This is a genomic window from Microcella daejeonensis (assembly GCF_026625045.1).
Classification (GTDB): Bacteria; Actinomycetota; Actinomycetes; order Actinomycetales; family Microbacteriaceae; genus Microcella; species Microcella daejeonensis.
This window is the reverse complement of record NZ_CP113089.1, coordinates 363,605-384,682: the sequence shown is the minus strand read 5'-3', so window position 1 is coordinate 384,682 and position 21,078 is coordinate 363,605. Positions and strand designations below refer to the sequence as shown.

Annotated in this window: 19 protein-coding genes; 11 read left to right on the top strand and 8 right to left on the bottom strand. The window is 73.9% G+C overall.

Annotated elements, in window-relative coordinates; genetic code table 11:
* From ilvD to OVN18_RS01930, 5 genes are all read left to right on the top strand, one after another.
* Complete coding sequence (ilvD, locus tag OVN18_RS01950; protein WP_267781598.1) at positions 1–1,695, top strand: dihydroxy-acid dehydratase; 1,695 nt, start codon at positions 1–3, stop codon at positions 1,693–1,695.
* 48 nt (positions 1,696–1,743) lie between these two features.
* The gene (locus OVN18_RS01945; RefSeq protein WP_267737867.1) at positions 1,744–3,543 is read left to right on the top strand and encodes an acetolactate synthase large subunit; all 1,800 of its coding nucleotides are present in this window, start codon (positions 1,744–1,746) and stop codon (positions 3,541–3,543) included.
* A gap of 3 nt (positions 3,544–3,546) precedes the next feature.
* On the top strand, positions 3,547–4,056 hold the full coding sequence (gene ilvN, locus OVN18_RS01940; protein ID WP_267737866.1) for an acetolactate synthase small subunit: 510 nt from the start codon (positions 3,547–3,549) through the stop codon (positions 4,054–4,056).
* 77 nt (positions 4,057–4,133) lie between these two features.
* On the top strand, positions 4,134–5,159 hold the full coding sequence (gene ilvC / locus OVN18_RS01935) for a ketol-acid reductoisomerase (RefSeq protein WP_267781596.1): 1,026 nt from the start codon (positions 4,134–4,136) through the stop codon (positions 5,157–5,159).
* 357 nt (positions 5,160–5,516) lie between these two features.
* Positions 5,517–8,927 carry a metallophosphoesterase gene (locus OVN18_RS01930; protein ID WP_267781595.1) on the top strand — a complete coding sequence of 1,137 codons (3,411 nt, stop codon included), beginning with the start codon at positions 5,517–5,519 and terminating at the stop codon, positions 8,925–8,927.
* Here OVN18_RS01930 and OVN18_RS01925 read toward each other — a convergent pair.
* On the bottom strand, positions 8,914–9,681 hold the full coding sequence (locus tag OVN18_RS01925; RefSeq protein ID WP_267781594.1) for a DUF1353 domain-containing protein: 768 nt from the start codon (positions 9,679–9,681) through the stop codon (positions 8,914–8,916). The two genes, OVN18_RS01930 and OVN18_RS01925, sit on opposite strands and share 14 nt — an antisense overlap.
* A gap of 144 nt (positions 9,682–9,825) precedes the next feature.
* Here OVN18_RS01925 and moaA point away from each other — a divergent pair, with 144 nt between their 5' ends.
* Both moaA and OVN18_RS01915 read left to right on the top strand, forming a co-directional pair.
* Positions 9,826–10,893, top strand: coding sequence for a GTP 3',8-cyclase MoaA (moaA, locus tag OVN18_RS01920; RefSeq protein ID WP_267781593.1), 1,068 nt, complete (start codon positions 9,826–9,828; stop codon positions 10,891–10,893).
* Positions 10,886–11,155 carry a MoaD/ThiS family protein gene (locus OVN18_RS01915; protein ID WP_267781591.1) on the top strand — a complete coding sequence of 90 codons (270 nt, stop codon included), beginning with the start codon at positions 10,886–10,888 and terminating at the stop codon, positions 11,153–11,155. The genes moaA and OVN18_RS01915 overlap by 8 nt, the downstream gene beginning before the upstream one ends.
* Before the next feature lie 37 nt (positions 11,156–11,192).
* Here the strand turns inward: OVN18_RS01915 and OVN18_RS01910 are convergent, their stop codons facing one another.
* The 3 genes from OVN18_RS01910 to OVN18_RS01900 are packed head-to-tail and all read right to left on the bottom strand — an operon-like array spanning position 11,193 to position 13,931.
* Positions 11,193–11,672 carry a molybdenum cofactor biosynthesis protein MoaE gene (locus tag OVN18_RS01910; protein WP_267781590.1) on the bottom strand — a complete coding sequence of 160 codons (480 nt, stop codon included), beginning with the start codon at positions 11,670–11,672 and terminating at the stop codon, positions 11,193–11,195.
* The gene (gene moaCB, locus OVN18_RS01905; RefSeq protein ID WP_324287790.1) at positions 11,665–12,684 is read right to left on the bottom strand and encodes a bifunctional molybdenum cofactor biosynthesis protein MoaC/MoaB; all 1,020 of its coding nucleotides are present in this window, start codon (positions 12,682–12,684) and stop codon (positions 11,665–11,667) included. Before moaCB ends, OVN18_RS01910 begins: the two co-directional genes overlap by 8 nt.
* On the bottom strand, positions 12,681–13,931 hold the full coding sequence (locus OVN18_RS01900; protein ID WP_267781588.1) for a molybdopterin molybdotransferase MoeA: 1,251 nt from the start codon (positions 13,929–13,931) through the stop codon (positions 12,681–12,683). Before OVN18_RS01900 ends, moaCB begins: the two co-directional genes overlap by 4 nt.
* A 111-nt stretch (positions 13,932–14,042) precedes the next feature.
* Here OVN18_RS01900 and OVN18_RS01895 point away from each other — a divergent pair, with 111 nt between their 5' ends.
* Positions 14,043–15,701: a molybdopterin-dependent oxidoreductase gene (locus tag OVN18_RS01895; protein WP_267781587.1), complete on the top strand. Its 1,659-nt coding sequence runs from the start codon at positions 14,043–14,045 to the stop codon at positions 15,699–15,701.
* Here the strand turns inward: OVN18_RS01895 and OVN18_RS01890 are convergent.
* Positions 15,674–16,204, bottom strand: coding sequence for an MOSC domain-containing protein (locus OVN18_RS01890; protein ID WP_267781586.1), 531 nt, complete (start codon positions 16,202–16,204; stop codon positions 15,674–15,676). The genes OVN18_RS01895 and OVN18_RS01890 overlap by 28 nt on opposite strands.
* Positions 16,205–16,213: 9 nt before the next feature.
* Positions 16,214–17,359 (bottom strand): ThiF family adenylyltransferase, encoded by a 1,146-nt coding sequence (locus OVN18_RS01885; RefSeq protein WP_267781585.1) that lies wholly within the window; start codon positions 17,357–17,359, stop codon positions 16,214–16,216.
* 41 nt (positions 17,360–17,400) lie between these two features.
* On the opposite strand from OVN18_RS01885, the gene OVN18_RS01880 reads away from it, so the two are divergent.
* Positions 17,401–17,874, top strand: coding sequence for a hypothetical protein (locus OVN18_RS01880; protein WP_267781583.1), 474 nt, complete (start codon positions 17,401–17,403; stop codon positions 17,872–17,874).
* A complete protein-coding gene (locus OVN18_RS01875) occupies positions 17,871–18,284 on the top strand; it encodes a hypothetical protein (RefSeq protein WP_267781582.1) in 414 nt (137 codons plus the stop codon). Before OVN18_RS01880 ends, OVN18_RS01875 begins: the two co-directional genes overlap by 4 nt.
* Before the next feature lie 33 nt (positions 18,285–18,317).
* Here OVN18_RS01875 and OVN18_RS01870 read toward each other — a convergent pair whose 3' ends face one another.
* On the bottom strand, positions 18,318–18,710 hold the full coding sequence (locus OVN18_RS01870; protein ID WP_267781581.1) for a DoxX family protein: 393 nt from the start codon (positions 18,708–18,710) through the stop codon (positions 18,318–18,320).
* A gap of 131 nt (positions 18,711–18,841) precedes the next feature.
* Here OVN18_RS01870 and serA point away from each other — a divergent pair, with 131 nt between their 5' ends.
* A complete protein-coding gene (gene serA, locus OVN18_RS01865; RefSeq protein ID WP_267781579.1) occupies positions 18,842–20,434 on the top strand; it encodes a phosphoglycerate dehydrogenase in 1,593 nt (530 codons plus the stop codon).
* Between the two features lie 13 nt (positions 20,435–20,447).
* On the opposite strand, the gene OVN18_RS01860 is transcribed toward serA, so the two are convergent.
* Positions 20,448–21,032, bottom strand: a complete 585-nt coding sequence (locus OVN18_RS01860) for a cupin domain-containing protein (RefSeq protein ID WP_267781577.1) — start codon at positions 21,030–21,032, stop codon at positions 20,448–20,450.
* Positions 21,033–21,078 lie beyond the last annotated feature (46 nt).

The following is a 21,078-nucleotide window of genomic DNA, read 5'->3' as shown; positions in this document are numbered from 1 at the left end:
ATGACCGCGATCGATCCCAAGCCCCGTTCTCGCGTCGTCACCGACGGCATCGAAGCCACCACCTCGCGCGGCATGCTGCGCGCGGTCGGCATGGGCGACGACGACTGGGACAAGCCGCAGGTCGGCATCGCCAGCTCGTGGAACGAGATCACCCCGTGCAACCTCTCGCTCGCCCGCCTCGCGCAGGCCGCGAAGGAGGGCGTGCACGCCGGCGGCGGCTACCCGCTGCAGTTCGGCACCGTGAGCGTCAGCGACGGCATCTCGATGGGCCACGAGGGCATGCACTTCTCGCTCGTGAGCCGCGAGGTCATCGCCGACAGCGTCGAGGTCGTCATGCAGGCCGAGCGCCTCGACGGCTCGGTGCTGCTCGCCGGCTGCGACAAGTCCATCCCCGGCATGCTCATGGCGATGGCGCGCCTCGACCTCTCGAGCGTCTTCCTCTACGCCGGCTCGATCGCCCCCGGCTGGGTCAAGCTCAGCGACGGCACCGAGAAGGAGATCACGATCATCGACTCCTTCGAGGCGGTGGGCGCGGTCAAGGCCGGCAAGATGAGCGCCGAGGACGCGCACCGCATCGAGTGCGCCTTCGCTCCGGGTGAGGGTGCCTGCGGGGGCATGTACACCGCCAACACCATGGCGTCGGTGGCCGAGGCGCTCGGCCTGAGCCTCCCGGGGTCGGCGAGCCCGGCATCCTACGATCGCCGTCGCGACATGTACGCGCACCGCTCGGGCGAGGCCGTCGTGAACCTGCTGAATCACGGCATCACCGCGCGCCAGATCCTCACCAAGGAGGCCTTCGAGAACGCCGTCACGGTGGCGATGGCGCTCGGCGGCTCGACCAACGTCGTGCTGCACATCCTCGCGATCGCCAACGAGGCCGAGGTCGAGTTCACGCTCGACGACTTCAACCGCATCGGCAACCGCGTGCCCCACATCGGCGACCTCAAGCCCTTCGGCCGCTACGTCATGAACGACGTCGACCGTCAGGGCGGGCTGCCCGTGCTGCTGAAGGCGCTGCTGGATGCCGGAGTCCTGCACGGCGACGTCATGACCGTCACGGGCAAGACCATGGCCGAGAACCTCGCCGAGCTGAACCCCGACCCGCTCGACGGCGAGGTGCTGCGCACGCTCGACAACCCCATCCACGCCACGGGCGGCATCACGATCCTGCAGGGCTCGCTCGCGCCGGAGGGCGCCGTCGTCAAGACCGCCGGATTCGACGCCGCGGTCTTCGAGGGCCCGGCCCGCGTGTTCGAGCGCGAGCGCGCGGCGATGGACGCCCTGACCGCCGGCGAGATCAGCGCGGGCGACGTCGTCGTCATCCGCTACGAGGGCCCCAAGGGCGGCCCCGGCATGCGCGAGATGCTCGCCATCACCGCCGCCATCAAGGGGGCGGGGCTCGGCAGGGATGTACTACTCTTGACGGACGGACGATTCTCGGGCGGCACAACCGGCCTCTGCATCGGCCATATAGCTCCCGAAGCGGTCGACGCTGGTCCGATCGCCTTCGTGCGCGATGGTGATCTCATACGGGTCGATATCGCTGCTCGCTCCCTCGACCTACTGGTCGACGCAGACGAGCTGGAGGCGCGCCGCACCGGCTGGGCGCCCCTTCCCCCGCGCTATACCCGCGGCGTTCTCGCCAAGTACGCCAAGCTCGTGCACTCCGCCGCGAAGGGCGCGATCACCGGCTGACGACTCGGCGCTCCCGCCACTCGATCACGATCACAAGGACGTCTCCTCATGCCCACGGAATCGACCCCCGTGCCGAGTCCCGCGCAGCCCGCACGCTCAGAACCGCCGATGCTCACCGGGTCGGGCGCCATCCTCGCCTCGCTCGAGAAGCTCGGCGTCACCGACGTGTTCGGGCTCCCGGGCGGCGCGATCATGCCGTTCTACGACGAGCTCATGGCCTCCACGGCCATCCGCCACATCCTCGTGCGCCACGAGCAGGGCGCCGGCCACGCGGCCGAGGGCTACGCCGCCTCGAGCGGCCGCCTCGGCGTCTGCATCGCCACCTCGGGCCCGGGCGCCACGAACCTGGTCACGGCGATCGCCGACGCCTACATGGACTCGGTGCCGATGCTCGCGATCACCGGCCAGGTGTTCTCGACCTCGATGGGCACCGACGCCTTCCAGGAGGTCGACATCACGGGCATCACGATGCCCATCACGAAGCACTCGTTCCTCGTCACCAAGCCGGAGGACGTGCCCGCGGTGCTCGCCGCCGCCGTGCACATCGCCACGACCGGGCGCCCCGGCCCCGTGCTCGTCGACGTCACGAAGGACGCCCAGCAGAAGTCGGCGCCGTTCCACTGGCCGCCGAAGGTCGAGCTGCCCGGCTACCGCCCCGTCACCAAGGCGCACGGCAAGCAGATCCAGGCCGCGGCCCAGCTCATCGTCGAGGCGAAGAAGCCCGTGCTCTACGTCGGCGGCGGAGTCATCCGCGCCGGCGCGCACCGCGAGCTGCTCGCCTTCGCCGAGGCCACCGGAGCGCCCGTCGTCACGACGCTCATGGCCCGCGGCGCCTTCCCCGACTCGCACCCCCAGCACCTCGGAATGCCGGGCATGCACGGCACCGTTCCGGCCGTGCTCGGCCTGCAGGAGAGCGACCTGCTCATCGCCCTCGGCGCCCGGTTCGACGACCGGGTGACGGGCAAGGTGAGCGAGTTCGCGCCGCATGCGAAGGTCATCCACGTCGACATCGACCCCGCCGAGATCGGCAAGATCCGCGCCGCCGACGTGCCGATCGTGGGGGATGCCCGCGAGGTGCTCACCGACCTGCTGCCGGTCTACCGGCAGGCCGCCGCGACGCAGGCGCCCGACTACGCCGACTGGTGGAAGCGGCTCGGCACCCTGCGCGACCAGTACCCGCTCGGCTACACGATGCCCGACGACGGGCTGCTCTCGCCGCAGTGGATCATCGAGAAGATCGGCGAGCTCTCGGGCCCCGAGGCCGTCTACGCCTCGGGCGTCGGCCAGCACCAGATGTGGGCCGCGCAGTTCATCAAGTACGAGCGCCCCGGCGCCTGGCTCAACTCGGGCGGCGCCGGCACCATGGGCTACGCGGTGCCCGCGGCCATGGGGGCCAAGGTCGCCGAGCCCGATCGCCTCGTCTGGGCGATCGACGGCGACGGCTGCTTCCAGATGACCAACCAGGAGCTCGCGACCTGCACGATCAACAAGATCCCGATCAAGGTCGCCGTCATCAACAACTCCTCGCTGGGCATGGTGCGCCAGTGGCAGACGCTGTTCTACGACGGCCGCCACTCCTTCACCGACCTCAACACGGGGCACGACACCGTGATGGTGCCCGACTTCGTGAAGATGGCCGACGCCTACGGCGCCCTCGGAATCCGGGTGCGCACGCCCGAGGAGGTCGAGCCGGCCATCCGCCTCGCGATGGAGACCAACGACCGCCCCGTCGTCATCGACTTCATCGTCAGCCGCGACGCCATGGTGTGGCCGATGGTGCCGCAGGGCGTCGGCAACTCGTCCGTGCAGTACGCCCGCGAGCACGCCCCCGAGTGGGAGAGGGAGTAAGCCATGACCTACCACGTGCTCTCGCTCCTCGTCGAGGACAAGCCCGGCCTGCTGACCCGCGTCGCGGGGCTGTTCGCCCGCCGCGGCTTCAACATCACCTCCCTCGCCGTGGGCACCACCGAGGTGCCCGGCCTCTCGCGCATCACCGTCGTCGTCGAGGTCGAGGGCCTGCCCCTCGAGCAGGTGACCAAGCAGCTCAACAAGCTCATCAACGTGCTCAAGATCGTCGAGCTCGATCCGACCCAGTCGGTGCAGCGCGAGCACATGCTCATCAAGGTGCGCGTCGACAACACCACCCGCTCGCAGATCCTCGAGGCGACGACCCTGTTCCGCGCGCGCGTCGTCGACGTCGCGACCGACGCCCTCGTCATCGAGGTCACCGGCGACACCGCCAAGGTCGAGGCGATGCTGCGCGTGCTCGAGCCCTACGGCATCAAGGAGATCGCGCAGTCGGGCCTGCTCGCGATCGGCCGCGGCTCGAAGAGCATCAGCGAGCGCGTGCTCAAGAGCTGAGCGCTCCCGACGACCCTCGCCGGCCGCTCGGCCCGGCTCCGGACATCCGATACCGATCATCCAAGGAGAACACCGAAGTGACTGAGATCTACTACGACAACGACGCCGACATCGCGCTCATCCAGAGCAAGAAGGTCGCCGTCGTCGGCTACGGCTCGCAGGGCCACGCGCACGCGCAGAACCTGCGCGACTCGGGCGTCGACGTGACGATCGCCCTCAAGGAGGGCTCGAAGTCGGCCCCGAAGGCGCAGGAGGACGGCTTCACCGTCATGACCGTCGCGAACGCCGCCGAGTGGGCCGACGTCATCATGGTGCTCGCACCCGACCAGCACCAGCGCGCGATCTTCACCGAGAGCATCAAGGACAAGCTCACCGCGGGCAAGACCCTCGCCTTCGCCCACGGCTTCAACATCCGCTTCGGCTACATCGACGCGCCCGAGGGCGTCGACGTCATCCTCGTCGCCCCGAAGGCCCCCGGCCACACCGTGCGCCGCGAGTTCGTCGCCGGCCGCGGCATCCCCGACATCGTCGCCGTCGAGCGCGACACCACCGGCCACGCCTGGGACCTCGCGCTCTCGTACGCCAAGGCCATCGGCGGCACCCGCGCGGGCGTCATCAAGACCACCTTCACCGAGGAGACCGAGACCGACCTGTTCGGCGAGCAGGCCGTGCTCTGCGGCGGCACCTCGCAGCTCGTGCAGTACGGCTTCGAGGTGCTCACCGAGGCCGGCTACCAGCCCGAGATCGCGTACTTCGAGGTGCTGCACGAGCTCAAGCTCATCGTCGACCTCATGTGGGAGGGCGGCATCGCCAAGCAGCGCTGGAGCGTCAGCGACACCGCCGAGTACGGCGACTACGTCTCGGGCCCGCGCGTCATCGACCCCTCGGTCAAGGAGAACATGAAGGCCGTGCTCGCCGACATCCAGTCGGGCGCCTTCGCGAAGCGCTTCATCGAGGACCAGGACGCCGGCGCCCCCGAGTTCCACGCCCTGCGCGACAAGGGCGAGAAGCACCCCATCGAGGAGACCGGGCGCAAGCTGCGCTCGCTCTTCGCCTGGAAGCAGACCGACGCCGACTACGTCGACGGCAGCGCTGCGCGCTGACGTCGACGCAGTCTGACGACGCTGAGCTTGCTGGTTCCGATGCGCGTGCGCATCGGAACGCCGACGGCAGCGCTGCGCGCCGACGTCGACGCAGTCTGACGACGCTGTGCTGATGCGTTCCGATGCGCGTGCGCATCGGAACGGGGACGGCAGCGCTGCGCGCTGAGGCACCCCGCGACATCGGCACCACCCGCTCCGCCTGAACCGCCCGCTCCCCGCCCTGCGCGGGGGCGGGCGGTTCTGCGTCGGCCGCACCGCCGATCGTTCACCCGACACACCCCCTGAGGATGGTCCTCCGTTCACCGGGGGTCGGGACGGTGAGCGCGCGAGCCCGCCGTCGGCTCGCGGAGGAGCACGATGCGCACCGAGGTCCGCCCCATCCCCGTCCGCCTCTTCTCGACCCGCACCGCCCTCGCCGCGGCCGTCATCGTGGGCCTCGCGGCCGCGATCGTCCCCGGGATGCCCGCCGCGGCCGAGGGCGGCGACTCCGGCTCCTACGCCTACCGCGACGATCACCCGGTGATCATCAGCGAGATCGCCCCCGGGTTCCTCGACCGCCCCGCGGCGAGCTTCGTGGAGCTGCGGAACGTCTCCGACGCCCCCGTCGACCTCACCGGCTGGACGCTCTACCGCTGCAACGGCGAGGGGCTGCGGGCGAAGCGCGGCAATCCCGACTCCGAGCTGACCGGCGTCGTGCTGGCGCCGGGCGACGTGCACCTGATCGCACGCACGGGGGAGCGACCGGGCGGCGCGGTGCCCGACGACGTCTTCGGCACCTCCTTCGACCCGGGAGGCGTCGGCTACGTGCTGGAGGACCCGGCGGAGCGCACCGCCGACGCGGTGGCGATCTACCCGACCGAGCCGTGGATGACGACGAGCGAGTGCGGTCCCTCGGGCTCGTTGCCGGGCATCCTCGACGTGATGGCGGGGGAGACCTACCAGCGCACCGGCGCGGGGGTCGAGGCCGAGGGCCGTTTCATCGTCGCGACGGGGACCCCCGGCTCGGCCGCGCTGGGAGAGTCGCTGCCGCCGTCGCGCGAGAGCGGCGTCGTGATCGCCGAGGCGGCGCCCTTCGGCCCCGGCGGCTCGGGCGACGATCTCGTCGAGCTGCGCAACGACGCCGACCGCACCGCCTCGCTCGCGGGCTGGACCCTCTGGCGCTGCACCGCGCGCGGGGAGCGCACGGCCGACACCCTGCAGCTCCGTCTCGGCCCCGAGCACCGTCTCGCCCCGGGCGGGCGCCTCGTCATCGCCGGGCCCGCCTCGACGCTCGACGAGGTCGACGCGGTCATGCCGACCTCCCTCGCCGACGACGCGTTCGGCCTGCAGCTGCGCGATGACGAGGGGATGCTCGTCGACGAGCTCGCCGTCGCCCACCACGGCCACAGCGCCTGCCAGTCGGGCGAGGCCCTGCTGCCCGCCCGACTCGACGCGGTGCGGGGCGAGAGCCACCAGCGGATCGAGCCGGGCCTCGCGCGGGTGCTCGGCCCCGAGTTCCTCATCGCCCCGCGCACGCCGGGCGCGCGCAATGCGGCCCTCGCCGACGCGCTCGCCGACGCCGTGCCGATCGAGGCGGGCGTGGTGGTGAGCGAGCTCGCGACCGATCCGCTCGATGTCGCCGCGATCGCCCGGCCGCACAACTTCGTCGAGCTCGCGAACCGCTCGACCGCGCCGGTGTCGCTCGAGGGCTGGCGCGTCTGGGCCTGCGGTGCCGACGGCCGCCGTCGGGCCGAGCCGCTCGGCGTGCTCGGCAGCGGCACGATCCTGGCGCCCGGCGGCGTCGCCGTGCTGGCCGCGGCCGGCACCCCGGCGGCGGAGGGCGCGACCGCCGTGTTCGCGGAACCGCTCGCGTTCCTCGGGGCGGGCGTGCTCGTCGAGAACGCCGAGGGCGAGCTCGTCGACCGGGTCGGCGCCTTCCACGTGAACGAGATGGACGAGAGCATCGAGCCGCCCTCGCCGTGCACGAACGGGGTCTCGCTCGTCACCTTCCAGCCCGACCGCGTGCGGGGCGAGTCGTACGCCCGCGTGGAGCGCACGGGCGTCGACCTCGTCGACTTCGCGACGGGCGCCGCGAGCCCGGGGGTCGACGGGCTCGTCGCCGGCCCGGTCGAGACCGTCGCGAGCCGCCTGCTCGAGGACGTGCGCTCGACCGCCCGCGGGATGCTCCGCCCTCCGGCATCGGATCCCGCCGTCGCCCTCGCCGCCGCCGCGGAGCCGAGCGCGCGAACCGCCGTCGCGCTCCCCTCCCGTACCGCCGGCGCCGAGCCCGCGCGCCTCGTCGCCGGCACGACCGGCGCCGAGCCCGCCGTCCGCTGGTCGCTCGACGACGAGCGCGCCGTGGGCATCCCCCCGACCGACGAGGCAGGAGCCGAGCCGGAAACCGGTCCGGAGCCGGGGCGGGCCCCCGATTCCCCGCGCGAATCCGAACCGGCCATCGCGACGGCCGAGGGCTGGGCCTACCCGGCCCTGCGGCTCGAGTACGCCGCCCCGATCGAGGGTACGGTGCGCTGGGAGGGCATCGTCGGGCCCCGGCACCGCGCGCTGCTCTCGGCCTGGAGCGAGGCCGAGGAGCGCTGGAGCCCCATCGGCGAGGCGCTCGCCGATGGGGCGGGCGACGTCGTCGTCACGGCGACCACCCCCTCGACGACGGCGCTGCTCGTGCAGATGCTGCCCGGCGCGGCGCCGGATCGCACGCCCGACGGTGCGCTCGAGCCCCTCGACGCGATCGACGGAACCCTCGTGCACCTCACCGACACGCAGTACCTCGCCGAGGGCTACCCGCAGGAGTACGACCGCATGACCGACTGGATCGCCCGGCTCGCCGAGCGCCGCCCGGTCGCCGCGGCCATCCACACCGGCGATCTCGTGCAGAGCTGGGTCGACCCGGATCAGTCGCCCGACCGGGCGCGCATCGAGTTCGCCCGCGCCTCGGAGGCGCAGAGCATCCTCGAGCGCGCCGGGGTCGCGACGACGGTGCTGCCCGGCAACCACGACACCAAGCGCGGCATGGACGCGGGCCTGTTCAACGAGCACTTCGGCCCCGAGCGATACCGCGACCAGCCGGGGTACGTCGCCCCCATCGCTCCGGGGGACAACACCTCCAGCTACTCCATCGTCGAGGCGGGCCCCGCGCCGATGCTCATCCTCTCGATCGGCTACGGCTACGGCGAGCGCGAGCTGGAGTGGGCCGAGCGGGTCGTGGGCGAGCATCCCGATCACAACATCGTCATCGCCACCCACGAGCACCTCACGCCGCTCACCGAGGAGGGCCCCGCCCGCCGCGCGGCCGAGAACCGCTGGGTGAGCCGCGCCGACGCGCTCTGGGAGCGGGTCATCGCGCCGAACCGCCACGTCGTCGCCGTGCTGGCCGGCCACTACCACGGGCTCGGCGCGATCGTCACGCCCGATGCGGGCGGCATCGAGGGGCACGACGTCGTCGAGCTGCTCGCCGACTACCAGGAGTTCCGCACGGCGTCGGGGGAGCGGGCGACGGGGTTCCTGCGCCTGCTGCAGCTCGATCTGGCGGCCGGGATGCTCGCGGTCGACACCTACTCGCCGCGCCTCGCGGCGACGGCCGCGCACCCCTACGACGCCATCCAGTTCCTCACCGAGACCGGCGACGCGGGCCGCGCGGCCAACGGCCGGCCCTGGAACATCATGAGCGCGGGCCTCAACGAGCGCTACACCGTGGCCGACGACGAGTTCGCGGTCGAGCTGGCGCTGCAGTACGACAAGCGGCTCGCGATGACCGGGGTCACCATCGGCTGACGCCCTCGGGCGCGTACTCGTCCTTCCAGACGATCGTCGGCTCGGCCTGCGGGCGCGGGCCGCGGCGACCGGTCGCGAGCCAGACAACGAGCGCGATGAGGCCCTCGACGTGCGCGGCCAGGAAGGCTCCGAGCACGAGCGGGGCGTAGAGCGCGCCGAGGTAGGTGGCGGCGACGACGAGGGGCGCCGACCCGCGCTGGAGGGGCGCGAGCGCGGCGGGGAGGGCGAGGCCGAGCATCCACCAGGGGGAGAGGAGCACGCCGAGCACCGTCGCCGCGATGAGTGCGAGGGCGCCGAGGGCGACCTGCGCGATGAGCACCCGCCCCGCGGTGCCGCCGTGCCGCCACCGGCTCTCGAGACTCACCGCCGCCCACATGACCCGCGCCCGCAGCAGGTGGATGCCGTTGTCGATGAGCGCGATGCGGAAGAGGTCGTCGGCGACCCGCCGCCGCGGCAGCCGCTCGGCCTCGGGGGCCCGCCGCGCCTGCTCGACCATGGCGTCGTGCAGGATCGCTGGCAGGGTCTGCGGCCCGTAGTTGGCGATGAGCCCCCAGAGGAACGGCGGCACCGAGGCGAAGTCGGTCGAGTTGCCCTCGACGGGCGGCCGGCTCGTGTCGTGCGCCGGCACGCGCGTCACGGTGCCCTCGCGCGGGTCGCGGTAGGCGAAGGGGCGCGTCACCTGGAACTCGCGGCCCATCCGGTAGAGCAGCGGCACGCCGTCGAGCGGCGCCCCCTCCACGGTCTCGAACGGCATCGCGGTGCTCCCCCTCGCGGTCGTCGGTGCGGCGGCGACCTCCGCCGATCACGCTAGCGGCCGCCGCCGACACGGGCGCCGGGCATCCACCCGCGCGCTGCACCACCCGGGGTCGCGCTCAGCGAACGGCCCTACCCTGACGGCATGTCAGCGATCGGCCTCGGGATGCCCGGCCTGCGCCGCACCCCGCCCGGGCCGCCCGGCACCGCCGACCGGCCCGCGACGTCGGCGCTCGTCGACCGCTTCGGCCGCACCGCCCGCGACCTGCGCATCTCGGTGACGACGGCCTGCTCGCTGCGCTGCACGTACTGCATGCCGGAGCAGGGTCTGCCCGTCGTCCCGACGGGCCGGTTGCTCACCGCCGACGAGATCGCCCGGCTCGTGCGCATCGCCGTCGACGAGCTCGGCGTGGTCGACGTGCGCTTCACCGGCGGCGAGCCCCTGCTGCGCCCCGATCTCGTCGACATCATCGCGCAGAGCGCCCGAGTGGCTGGCACCGCCTCGATCTCGCTCACGACCAACGGCATCGGGCTCGAGCGGCGCATCGACGCCCTGCGCGACGCGGGTCTGACGCGCGTCAACATCTCGCTCGACACGGTCGACCGCGACCACTTCGCCCGGCTGACGCGGCGCGATCGCCTGCCGGCCGTGCTGCGCGGCATCGAGGGTGCGCGCCGCGCCGGGCTCACCCCGCTGAAGATCAACGCCGTGCTCATGCGCGACACGCTCGCGGGGGCCGCCGACCTCCTCGCGTGGTCCCTCGAGCACGGGGTCGAGCTGCGGTTCATCGAGCAGATGCCCCTCGACGCCGACGAGGCGTGGGTGCGCGAGAACATGGTGGACGCCGCCGAGCTCGTCGCCACCCTCGCTCCGCGCTTCGCGCTCAGCGATCCGCACCGCGACGACCCGCACGCCCCGGCCGAGTCGTGGCTCGTCGACGGCGGCCCGGCCCGGGTCGGCATCATCGCCTCGGTCACGCGGTCGTTCTGCTCGGCCTGCGACCGCACGCGCCTCACCGCCGAGGGCACCGTGCGCTCCTGCCTCTTCGGCGACGACGAGCTCGATCTGCGCGGCCGACTGCGGGCGGGCGCCGACGACGCCGAGCTCGCCGATCTCTGGCGCGCGGCGATGTGGGGCAAGCAGGCGGGGCACGGCATGGAGCGCGAGGGCTTCCGTCGTCCGATCCGAACGATGGGAGCCATCGGTGGCTGAGCTGCGACTGCGCTACTTCGCCGCGGCGGCGGAGGCCGCGGGCTGCGAGGAGGAGACGCTGCTCGGCGAGGAGGCCGCCGCCCTGACGACGGTCGGGGCCGTGCGCGCGCACCTCGTCGCCCGCTACGGCCCGGCGATGGGTCACGTGCTGGCGCAGGGGTCGTTCCTCGTCGACGGCGTCGTGCGGCGCGAGGACGCGCATCCCCTCGCCATCGGGACCGGTGCGCGCATCGACGTGCTGCCGCCCTTCGCGGGGGGATGACCGGCGCGCGCCGCGACCCGGTGCGGGGTCGTCGCGCCTAGAGCCCGACCCACTCCGTCGCGCCGTCGGCCAGGTGCTGGCGCTTCCAGATCGGCACCTCGGACTTGATCGCGTCGATGAGCGCGGCGAGGGCGGCGAAGGAGTCGGCGCGGTGCGGGGAGGCGACCGCGGCGACGAGCGCGAGGTCGCCGATGGCGAGCGGGCCGACGCGGTGCGCGGCGGCGATGCGCAGGCCCGTGCGCGCGCTCGCCCGGGCGCAGGTCTGCGCGAGCAGGGCCTCGGCCTCGGGATGCGCCTGGTACTCGAGCCCGGTCACGGCCTGGCCGTGGTCGTGGTCGCGCACGACGCCGCGGAAGGTCACGACCGCTCCGTCGGCGCGCGTGGCGACCCAGGCCTCGACCGCGGCGGCGTCGAGCGGCTCGGCCGTCACCCGGGCGAGCACGCGGTCACCGGCGGGCTCGGGCTCGCTCGTGCCGACGGTCTGAGAGCCGAGGCGGTCGACCGTCGGATCAGCCATGGTCGCCGCCGGCGAGCTGGTCGAGGAGGTGGTCGAGCAGGCCGTCGAGCACGGTGAGCCCGTCGCGCACCCCGCCGGTCGAGCCGGGGAGGGCGATCACGACGGTGCCGCGCGCGATGCCCGCGACGCCGCGGCTGAGTGCCGCGGTGGGGGTGGCGGCGAGACCGCGGGCGCGCACGGCCTCGGCGATGCCGGGCAGCGCGGTGTCGATGCGCGCGGCGATGGCCTCGGGTGTGCGGTCGTCGGGCCCGACGCCCGTGCCGCCGGTCACCACGATGACGGCAGGGGCGGTGGCGAGCGCGGCATCGAGCGCGTCGCCGATCACTGCGTCGGCCACGACGGTCACGCCGTCGACGGCGCAGCCGTGCTCGGCGAACCAGGCGGCGATGAGCGGTCCGGTCTCGTCGGGGCGGGTGCCCGCGGCGGCGCGGGTCGAGGAGACGAGCACGGCCGCGGTGCGCGCCCGGACGGCGGCGGCCGCCGGAGTCGCGCCGTCGACGGCGGTCGTCGGGGCCGCCTCGTCGACGGGCTCGGGGTCGCGCATCCAGTCGCCGCTGCGCCCGCCGGTCTTCGCCTCGAGGCGCACCTCGGTGAGCGAGCCGTGCGCATCCACCGCCTTGACCATGTCGTGCAGGGTGAGGCCGGCGACGGCGACGGCCGTGAGGGCCTCCATCTCGACGCCCGTGCGGCCGGTCGTGCGGGCCGTGGCCGTGATGAGGATGCTCGACCGCTCGAGCACGAAGTCGACCGACACCGCGTCGAGGGGCAGCGGATGGCACAGCGGGATGAGCTCGCTCGTGCGCTTCGCCCCGCCGATGCCGGCGAGCCGGGCGGTGGCGAGCACGTCGGCCTTCGGCAGCCCGTCGCCGCGCACGAGTGCGATCACGTCGGGGCGGGTGCGGTAGCGGGCGCTCGCCGTGGCGACGCGCGCGGTCACGGGCTTGGCCCCGACGTCGACCATGCGGGCCCTGCCGTCGGAGTCGAGGTGGCTGAGGCCGGGTCGATCGTTCACAGCACCCATGCTCGCACCTCGTCGCCCGCGTCCAGCCGGTCGATCTCGGCCGGCACCTCGATGATGCGATCGGCGCGGGCCATCGCCGCCACCAGGTGAGAGCCGGGGCCCGCGACGGGCTCGATGCGGCCGCCGTCGACGGCGCGGGCGCGCAGCAGCTGCACGACGCCGGGCAGCGAGCGCAGCTCGCGCGTGAGCGTCCGCCGCTCGCGCGCCGCCGCGGGCAGGCCGGCGGCCTCGCGCAGCGGCGGAGCGACGAAGAGCTCGAACGAGAGCTGCGCGCTCACGGGGTTGCCCGGCGCGCAGACGACGGGCACGCCCCGGTGCACGGCGGTCGCCTGGGGGCCGCCGGGCTGCATGGCGACCGATCCGACCCAGGCCCCGAGCGGTTCGAGCACGGCGCGCACCACCTCGAAGTCGCCCTTCGAGATGCCGCCGCAGGTGAGGATGACGTCGCTCACGGCGGCGGCGGCATCCAGCACCTCCCGCAGCGCCTCGGGGTCGTCGCTGACGCGGCTCTGCACGCTCACGATCGCGCCCGCCTCGGTGACCGCGGCCGCGAGGGCCGGGCCGTTGGCGTCGTGCACCTGCCCGGGGCCGGGAGCCGTGCCGGGGGCGACGAGCTCGGCCCCCGTCGTGATGACCGCGACCCGTGCGCGGGGTCGCACGGCGACCTGCCCGATGCCGGCCGCCGCGAGCGCCGCGATGTGCCGGGACGACAGACGGATGCCCGCCGCCAGCAGCTCGGTGCCCGCGCGCAGATCGTCCCCCCGCTCGCGCACGTACTCGCCGACGCCGCGGGCCCGGCGTACGACGACCGTCGTCGGATCCGCTCCCGCCGCGGTGTCCTCGACCGGCACGATCGCATCGGCGCCCGCGGGCACGGGCGCCCCGGTCATGATGCGCGCCGCGGTGCCCGGGGGCAGGGGCGCGACCTCGCCCGCGGCGGCCGCGATCACCCCGACGACGGGGAGCTCGACGACGGCACCGGCCCGGGCGGCCGCGACGTCGGCCGCGCGCACGGCGTAGCCGTCCATCTGGGAGTTGCGGAACAGCGGCAGGTCGACGGGCGACGCGATGGCGACGGCGGTCACGCGCCCGAGCGCCGCGGAGAGCGGCACGGTCTCGGCCGGGGAGGCGGGCGCCGAGGCGAGCAGGGCGGCGACGGCGCGACGGTGCTCCTCGACGCTGCGGCGCGGCGACGGCCCGTCGACGGGATGCTCGGCGGGAGCGGGGGGCTGGCTCATGCCCCTCAGTATCGCCCTCGCCCGATGCGGGGGAGCGGGGGCGGTCGGCTCGTAAGGAATCGGAAAGGTTTGCGCACGGCACCCCCAGCGATCGATGCGTAGCCTCGGGCTATGACCGCACGCGCACGCACCGTCTGGGCCGCCGTCGTCGGCATCGTCGCCGCGGCCGCGGCGCTCGCGTCGACGGAGCTGCTCGCGCTCCTGCTCGCCCCGGCGAGCAGTCCGGTGCTCGCGGTCGGCGCCCTCGCGATCGACCTCGCGCCCCCGTGGCTCAAAGACCTGATGATCGCGCTGTTCGGCATCAACGACAAGCTCGTGCTGCTCCTCATCGTCGGCCTGCTCGTGGCCGTGCTCGCCGTCATCGCCGGCCTCCTCGAGCGCCGCCGCCCGCCGTGGGGCGCCGTGACGGTCGGCGTCGTCGGCATGGTCGCCCTCGTCGCCGTGCTCACCCGCGCAGAGGCGACCGGGCTCTGGGCCGTGCCGACCGCCGTGGGCTTCGTCGTCGGGGTGCTCGTGCTCCGCCTGCTCACCGCCCGGCTCCAGGTCTGGGCGGAGGCGCCCGCCGCCCCGCCCGTCGCAACGACCGCCGCCCCCGTCGCCTCGGCGTCGGGTCGCTCGCAGGGCCCGTTCGCCCCGGGCGTCACCGCCACGGCCGCGCCGCCCGCCCGCACGAGCCCCGCCTCCCGCACCCCCGCCGACGTCGGCCGCCGCGGGTTCCTCGGCATGCTCACCGCCACCGCCGTCGGTGCGGCCGTCGTCGGGCTCGGCTCGCGCGCGATCGCCTCCGCCACCGCGATGGCGCAGCGCGCCCGCGATGCGATCGTGCTGCCCGCCGCCGCGACCCCCGCCGCCCCGCTCGCGAACGGCACCGCGCTCGACGTGCCCGGCATCACGCCCCTCGTCACCCCGAACGCCGACTTCTACCGCATCGACACGGCGCTGCAGGTGCCGGCCATCGATGCGAGCCAGTGGCGCCTGCGCGTCACCGGCCTCGTCGAGCAGGAGATCGAGATCGGCTGGGACGAGCTCGCCGCGATGCCGCTGCAGGAGTCGTACGTGACCCTCATGTGCGTCTCGAACGAGGTCGGCGGCGACCTCACCGGCAACGCGCTCTGGCTCGGCCACCCCATCCGCGACGTGCTCGCGATGGCGCGCCCGCTGCCCGAGGCCGACATGGTGCTCTCCCGCAGCCAGGACGGCTGGACGGCGAGCACGCCCCTCGACGTGCTGACCGACCCCGATCGGGATGCCCTGCTCGCGATCGGCATGAACGGCGAGCCCCTGCCGCTCGAGCACGGGTTCCCCGTGCGCATGGTCGTGCCGGGCCTCTACGGCTTCGTCTCCGCGACGAAGTGGGTCGTCGAGCTGAAGGTCACGCGCTTCGACGCCGACCTCGCCTACTGGAGCACGCGCGGCTGGTCGGAGCGCGGCCCCGTCAAGACGCACTCGCGCATCGACGTGCCGCGATCGTTCTCCTCCGTCGGCCAGGGCACGGTCGCGGTCGCGGGCATCGCCTGGGCGCAGCACACCGGCATCGAGCGCGTCGAGGTGCGGGTGGATGGGGGGCCGTGGGCCCCCGCCCGGCTCGCCGATGCCATCTCGATCGACACCTGGCGCCAGTGGGTCTACGAGTGGGAGGCGACGCCCGGGTCGCACATGCTCGAGGTGCGGGCCACCGACACGGCCGGCATGACGCAGCGCTCCCAGCAGGTGCCCGTGGCGCCCGACGGCGCCGAGGGGTATCACGGCGTGGTCGTGCAGGTCGCCTGACCGCGGCGGAGGACGCCGCTCGAGAGCACGGCGCACCGCATGCCGCCGCGGCCCCGCAGGGCTCGGAAGGCGCCGGGCGCGAGCTCGGCATCCATCCATGCGCAGGGGTTCGCGGGGCGCGTGGCGCGCAGCACGACCTCGCCGTGACCCGTGTCGAGCCGGATGATCGCGCCGCGCAGCGCGTCGACGTCGAGACCGCGGGTGAGGATGTTGCGCCGCGCCCGCCGGGCGACGGCCTCCGGCTCGAGGGCGTAGCGCTCGGCGAGCTCGTCGACGGTCTCCATCGCGAGCAGGGTGACGGCGGCATCGGCGTGCGCGCGGTGCCCGAAGTGGCGGTCGCCGACGATGCCGAGGCCCTCGCGCAGTTCGAGCCGCTCGTGCAGCTCCTCGCCGACGGCCGGCAGGGCCCCGTCGCCGGGTCGCCCCTCGTACCGGTGCAGCGGGGAGGCGAGGAGGTGCACCAGCTCGATGGTGCGGGTCGCGGTCGCGGTCGCGTCGGTCATCGCGATGCCTCAGTACCGGGCGACCGCGGGATCGACCTGCACCGACCAGGCCTCGATGCCCCCCGCGAGGTGCTGCGCGCGGAACCCGGCGTCGTGCAGCAGGCGCAGCGCCGTGCGCGAGCGGATTCCGTGGTGGCAGTACGCGATGACGGGCCGGGCCGGGTCGAGCCCGGCGAGCTCGTCCGTCAGGCGGCCGAGGGGCATCAGGAGCGCGCCCGGGATGCTGCCGATCGCGAACTCCCATTCCTCCCGCACGTCCACGAGCTGCACCTCCTCGGCGGCGCCGGGGGCGGCGAGGCGGGCGGCGAGCTCGGGCGCGGTCAGCTCGTCGCGGCCGTCGTCGGAATCGGAATCGGGATCGGTCTCGGCCGATGACGAGCCCGCCGGGCCGAGTCCGCAGAACACCGCGTAGTCGATGAGCCCCGTGATCGGCTCCGCTGCGGGGTCGGCCTCGTAGGCCAGCTCGCGGAAGCCGCCGGTCAGCGCGTCGTAGGTCGTCACCCGTCCCGCGAGCGGGCTGCCGATGCCCGTGATGATCTTGAGCACCTCGGTCGCCATGATCGAGCCGATGACGCCGCAGACCGTGGGCAGCACGCCGCCCCGCGCGCAGTCGACGACCGTCTCGGGCGGGGGAGGGCTCGGGAACAGGTCGCGGTAGCCGGGGCCGCCCGCGAGGCGACCGACGCCCGCCTGCCCGCCGTAGGCGAGCACCGCGCCCCACACGAGGGGGATCCCCGTGAGCACGGCGACGTCGTCGGCGAGGTAGCGCGTCGCGAAGGTGTCGCTGCCGTCGACGAGCAGGTCGTAGTCGCCGGCGAGGGCGAGCGCGGTCGGGCCCGCGAACCGCTCGACGTGCCGGATGACCGCCGCATGCGGCGCGAGCGCGAGAAGCCGCTCGGCCGCCGAGTCGACCTTCCGCCGCCCGACGTCGGCGGCGGTGTGCACCGTCTGACGGTGCAGGTTGGATCGCTCGACGACGTCGTCGTCGATGATGCCGATCGTGCCGACGCCGGCCGCCGCGAGGGCGGGCAGCACGGCGCTGCCGAGCCCGCCGGCGCCGATGACGAGCACGCGCGCGGCGGCGAGACTCTGCTGGGAGCGGGGCTCGAAGCCCGGCAGGGCGAGCTGTCGCGCGTACAGGGCGGCATCGATCACCCCCGCAGTCTCGCACCGTCGGGCCTCGGTAGGCTGATCCCATGAGCTCCGACCGCCCCGACGATGCCCTGAGCTGGGGCGACGAGGCCGACGCGAGCTACGTCGACCCGGGCCGCGACGAGCTCGACGACCTCGACCCCGATGAGCGGTCCGCGGGAGGATCCGGCGCGGGCGCCGACGGCGACGCCGATCCGGCCCTCGCGGCCGGCCGCGCCCCGGGCGATCGACGCCGCACGGCGATCACCCTCGCCACGGGCATCCTCGCCGGCGTCTACCTCATGTACTCCGTCGGGTGGATCCTCGGGATCCAGCTGCTGTCGCTCACCGGCCCGACCCTGCTCATCGAGATCATGTACCAGTTCGGCGAGTTCCTCGCGATCATCGCCTCGGCGCTCTGGTTCGCGACGACGATCGCCCTCACCCGCGACGGCCGCCCCGCCGCGCGCCTCGGCTGGCTCGCCCTCGGCACGCTCGTGCTCGTGCCGTGGCCCTTCCTCCTCGGAGTGCTCGCATGACCGCCGCCCCGCCGCCGCTGCCCGACGACGCGCGCGCCGCCTCGGCCCCCGCCGGGAGCACCGGGGCGGATGCCGCTGCCGGCCCCGTCGCCCGCCCGCGCTTCGGCGCCGCCCGCGCGGCGGTCGCCGTGCTCCTCGGCCTGCTCGTGGCCTGGTTCCTCTGGGACGGCCTCTCGAGCCTCGTGGGGCTCCCGGCCCAGTACGAGGCGCTCGGCATCGCCGACCGCACGCCGTGGGCGGTGCTCGTGGCCGGGGTCGTCGCGCCGCCGCTGATCTTCGGCCTGAGCATCCTCATCGCCCGCCGCCAGTCGGTCACGCGGTTCACGCTCGTGCTCATCGTGGCCCTCGCCGTGATCGCGACGACGCGGCTCAGCCTCATCGCCACGGCCGCGAGCCTCAGCGGATTCTGACCCGCGGCGGAGGCGGCGCAGGCGGCGCAGCGCTCAGACCGGCGACAGGCCGACCCACAGCACGAGCGCGATGAGCACGACCTGGCCGATCAGGCGCGGCCAGAACGGGATGGCGATGCGCCCGAAGCGCTCGGGGTGCCGCGCGGCGTAGGCGTTGGCCGGGAAGACGGCGACGAGGAAGACCGCGAGGGCGATCCCGGCCGCGGCGCGCGTCGGCTCGAGGAGCAGCCCCATGCCTCCCGCGATCTCGGCGACGCCCGTGAGCCGCACGAGCGTCTTCGCCGAGAAGGGGCGGCCGCGCATCCCGGGCGGGATGATCGCCGCCATGCCCCGACCCGCCGCGGGCACGAAGTGCAGCGCGCCCATCGCGATGAAGACCACGGCGGTCACGATGCGGGCGGCGATGACCGGCGTCTCGGGCGTCATGCCCGCCATTCTGCCTGCGATAGCCTGGGTGCACCGGCCGCCCGACTGCCGCGCGGCGACCGCGACCACCCTCTGCGTCATCGCCGCCGCGACTCCCGCCGCACTCTCGTGCCCCCTGTAAGGACGCTCCTGTGACCAAGCCGGTCGTGCTCATCGCCGAAGTTCTGTCGCCCGCCACCGTCGACGCCCTCGGGCCCGACTTCGACATCCGTCACGTCGACGGCACCGATCGGCCCGCGCTGCTCGCGGCGCTCGCCGAGGCGCACGCCGTGCTCATCCGCTCGGCGACCCAGATCGACGCCGAGGCGATCGCCGCCGGCACCGGCCTCAAGGTCGTCGCCCGCGCGGGCGTCGGTCTCGACAACGTCGACGTCAAGGCCGCCACGGCCGCGGGCGTCATGGTCGTCAACGCCCCCACCTCGAACGTCGTCTCGGCCGCCGAGCTCGCCGTCGGGCACCTGCTCGCGCTCTCGCGCCACATCCCCGCCGCCGACACCTCCATGAAGGCGGGGGAGTGGAAGCGCTCCGCCTTCACCGGCGTCGAGCTCTACGAGAAGACGGTCGGCATCGTCGGCCTCGGCCGCATCGGCACCCTCGTGGCCCAGCGCCTCGCCGGCTTCGGCGTCGAGCTCGTCGGCTACGACCCCTTCGTGCCGCCGGCCCGCGCGCAGCAGCTCGGCGTCACCCTGCTGAGCCTCGACGAGCTCATGGAGCGCAGCGACTTCATCACCATCCACATCCCGAAGACGGCCGAGACCACCGGTCTCATCGGCGCGGCGCAGTTCGCGAAGGCCAAGCCGTCCCTGCGCATCGTCAACGCCAGCCGCGGCGGCATCATCGACGAGGATGCCCTGCACGAGGCCCTCGTCGCCGGCCGCATCGCGGGCGCCGGCCTCGACGTCTTCGTCAGCGAGCCCCCCGTCGGCTCGCCCCTCATCGGGGCCCCGGGCATCCAGCTCACCCCCCACCTCGGCGCCTCGACGGATGAGGCGCAGGAGAAGGCGGGCGTCTCGGTCGCCCGCTCGGTGCGCCTCGCGCTGGACGGCGAGCTCGTGCCCGATGCGGTCAACGTCGCGGGCGGCGTCATCGACCCGAGCGTGCGTCCGGGCATCCCGCTCATGGAGAAGCTCGGCCAGGTCTTCGCCGGCCTCGCCGACCACCCCTTCGCGAGCATCGACGTCGAGGTGCGCGGCGAGATCACGGCGCACGACGTCGGCGTGCTCAAGCTCGCCGCCCTCAAGGGCATCTTCAGCAGCATCTCGAGCGAGCAGGTCAGCTACGTCAACGCGCCCCTGCTCGCCGAGCAGCGCGGAGTGGCCGTGCGCCTGCTGACCGAGGCGACGAGCGAGGAGTACCGCAACCTGCTCACCATCCGCGGCGCGCTCGCCGACGGCACCCAGCTGAGCGTTTCGGGCACCCTCGTCGGAGCGAAGCAGGCGCAGAAGATCGTCGCCATCAACGGCTACGACGTCGAGGTGCCGATGGCCGAGCACCTCATCGTCATGCTCTACACCGACCGACCCGGCATCGTCGCGGTCTACGGCAAGGAGTTCGGCGAGGCGAGCATAAACATCGCCGGCATGCAGATCGCGCGCCACCGCGCGGGCGGCCCGGCGCTGAGCGTGCTCACCGTCGACAACCGCGTGCCCGACGCCCTGCTCGCGCGCGTCGGCGCCGCGATCGACGCCGATCTCATGCGCGCCATCACCATCGTCGAGAACTGAGGCGCGCCGCTCCTCAGCTCGAGCCGCTCCAGGCCGCGGGCACGAGCACCCAGACGATCTCCGTGATCCCGTCGTGGCCGTTGCGCCAGGTGTGCGGCTCGCGCCCGGGGAAGGTCGCGGTGTCGCCCGCCTCGAGCACCTGGATCTCGTTGCCGAGCCGCAGCTCGAGCGCGCCGCTCACGACGTGCACCACCTCGACGTCGCAGTTGATCGTGTAGGGCTCCGCGCCCCCCGTCGCGCCGGGCTGCAGCGTCGACCGCAGCAGCTGCACGCGGCCCTGCCCGCGCGGCGTGAGCAGGCGCTCCTCCAGTCCGCTGCCGCCCATGTTGATGAGCGGGGCCTCGCCGAGGTGCACGACGTCGTTCTCGACGCTCTCGAACAGGTCGCCGACGGGCATCGACAGCACCTGGCACACGGTGATGAGGGTCGCGACGCTGGGCGAGGTCTCGTCGCGCTCCACCCGGCTGAGGAACCCGCGGGTGAGGCCGGCCGATTCCGCGACCTGGGCGACGGTGAGGCCCTGGGCGAGACGGGATGCCCGCAGCCGGGCCCCGATGCGCACGGGTTCGCGGCTCGCGGTGGGGTGGACGGGTCTCACGGCGCCTCCGAGTGCGTCGATCGGGCGGGTGCTCGAGCGGATGCTC

What these genes read in the sequence shown, in the direction of transcription:
- OVN18_RS01870 (WP_267781581.1), bottom strand. Translation starts at nt 18,710, where the DNA reads ATGACGCCCGAGACGCCGGTCATCGCCGCCCGCATCGTGACCGCCGTG.
- OVN18_RS01875 (WP_267781582.1), top strand. Translation starts at nt 17,871, where the DNA reads ATGACCGCCGCCCCGCCGCCGCTGCCCGACGACGCGCGCGCCGCCTCG.
- OVN18_RS01910 (WP_267781590.1), bottom strand. Translation starts at nt 11,672, where the DNA reads ATGGCTGATCCGACGGTCGACCGCCTCGGCTCTCAGACCGTCGGCACG.
- OVN18_RS01945 (WP_267737867.1), top strand. Translation starts at nt 1,744, where the DNA reads ATGCCCACGGAATCGACCCCCGTGCCGAGTCCCGCGCAGCCCGCACGC.
- OVN18_RS01925 (WP_267781594.1), bottom strand. Translation starts at nt 9,681, where the DNA reads ATGCCGTTCGAGACCGTGGAGGGGGCGCCGCTCGACGGCGTGCCGCTG.
- OVN18_RS01930 (WP_267781595.1), top strand. Translation starts at nt 5,517, where the DNA reads ATGCGCACCGAGGTCCGCCCCATCCCCGTCCGCCTCTTCTCGACCCGC.
- ilvN (WP_267737866.1), top strand. Translation starts at nt 3,547, where the DNA reads ATGACCTACCACGTGCTCTCGCTCCTCGTCGAGGACAAGCCCGGCCTG.
- OVN18_RS01890 (WP_267781586.1), bottom strand. Translation starts at nt 16,204, where the DNA reads ATGACCGACGCGACCGCGACCGCGACCCGCACCATCGAGCTGGTGCAC.
- moaA (WP_267781593.1), top strand. Translation starts at nt 9,826, where the DNA reads ATGTCAGCGATCGGCCTCGGGATGCCCGGCCTGCGCCGCACCCCGCCC.
- OVN18_RS01895 (WP_267781587.1), top strand. Translation starts at nt 14,043, where the DNA reads ATGACCGCACGCGCACGCACCGTCTGGGCCGCCGTCGTCGGCATCGTC.
- OVN18_RS01880 (WP_267781583.1), top strand. Translation starts at nt 17,401, where the DNA reads ATGAGCTCCGACCGCCCCGACGATGCCCTGAGCTGGGGCGACGAGGCC.
- ilvD (WP_267781598.1), top strand. Translation starts at nt 1, where the DNA reads ATGACCGCGATCGATCCCAAGCCCCGTTCTCGCGTCGTCACCGACGGC.
- OVN18_RS01900 (WP_267781588.1), bottom strand. Translation starts at nt 13,931, where the DNA reads ATGAGCCAGCCCCCCGCTCCCGCCGAGCATCCCGTCGACGGGCCGTCG.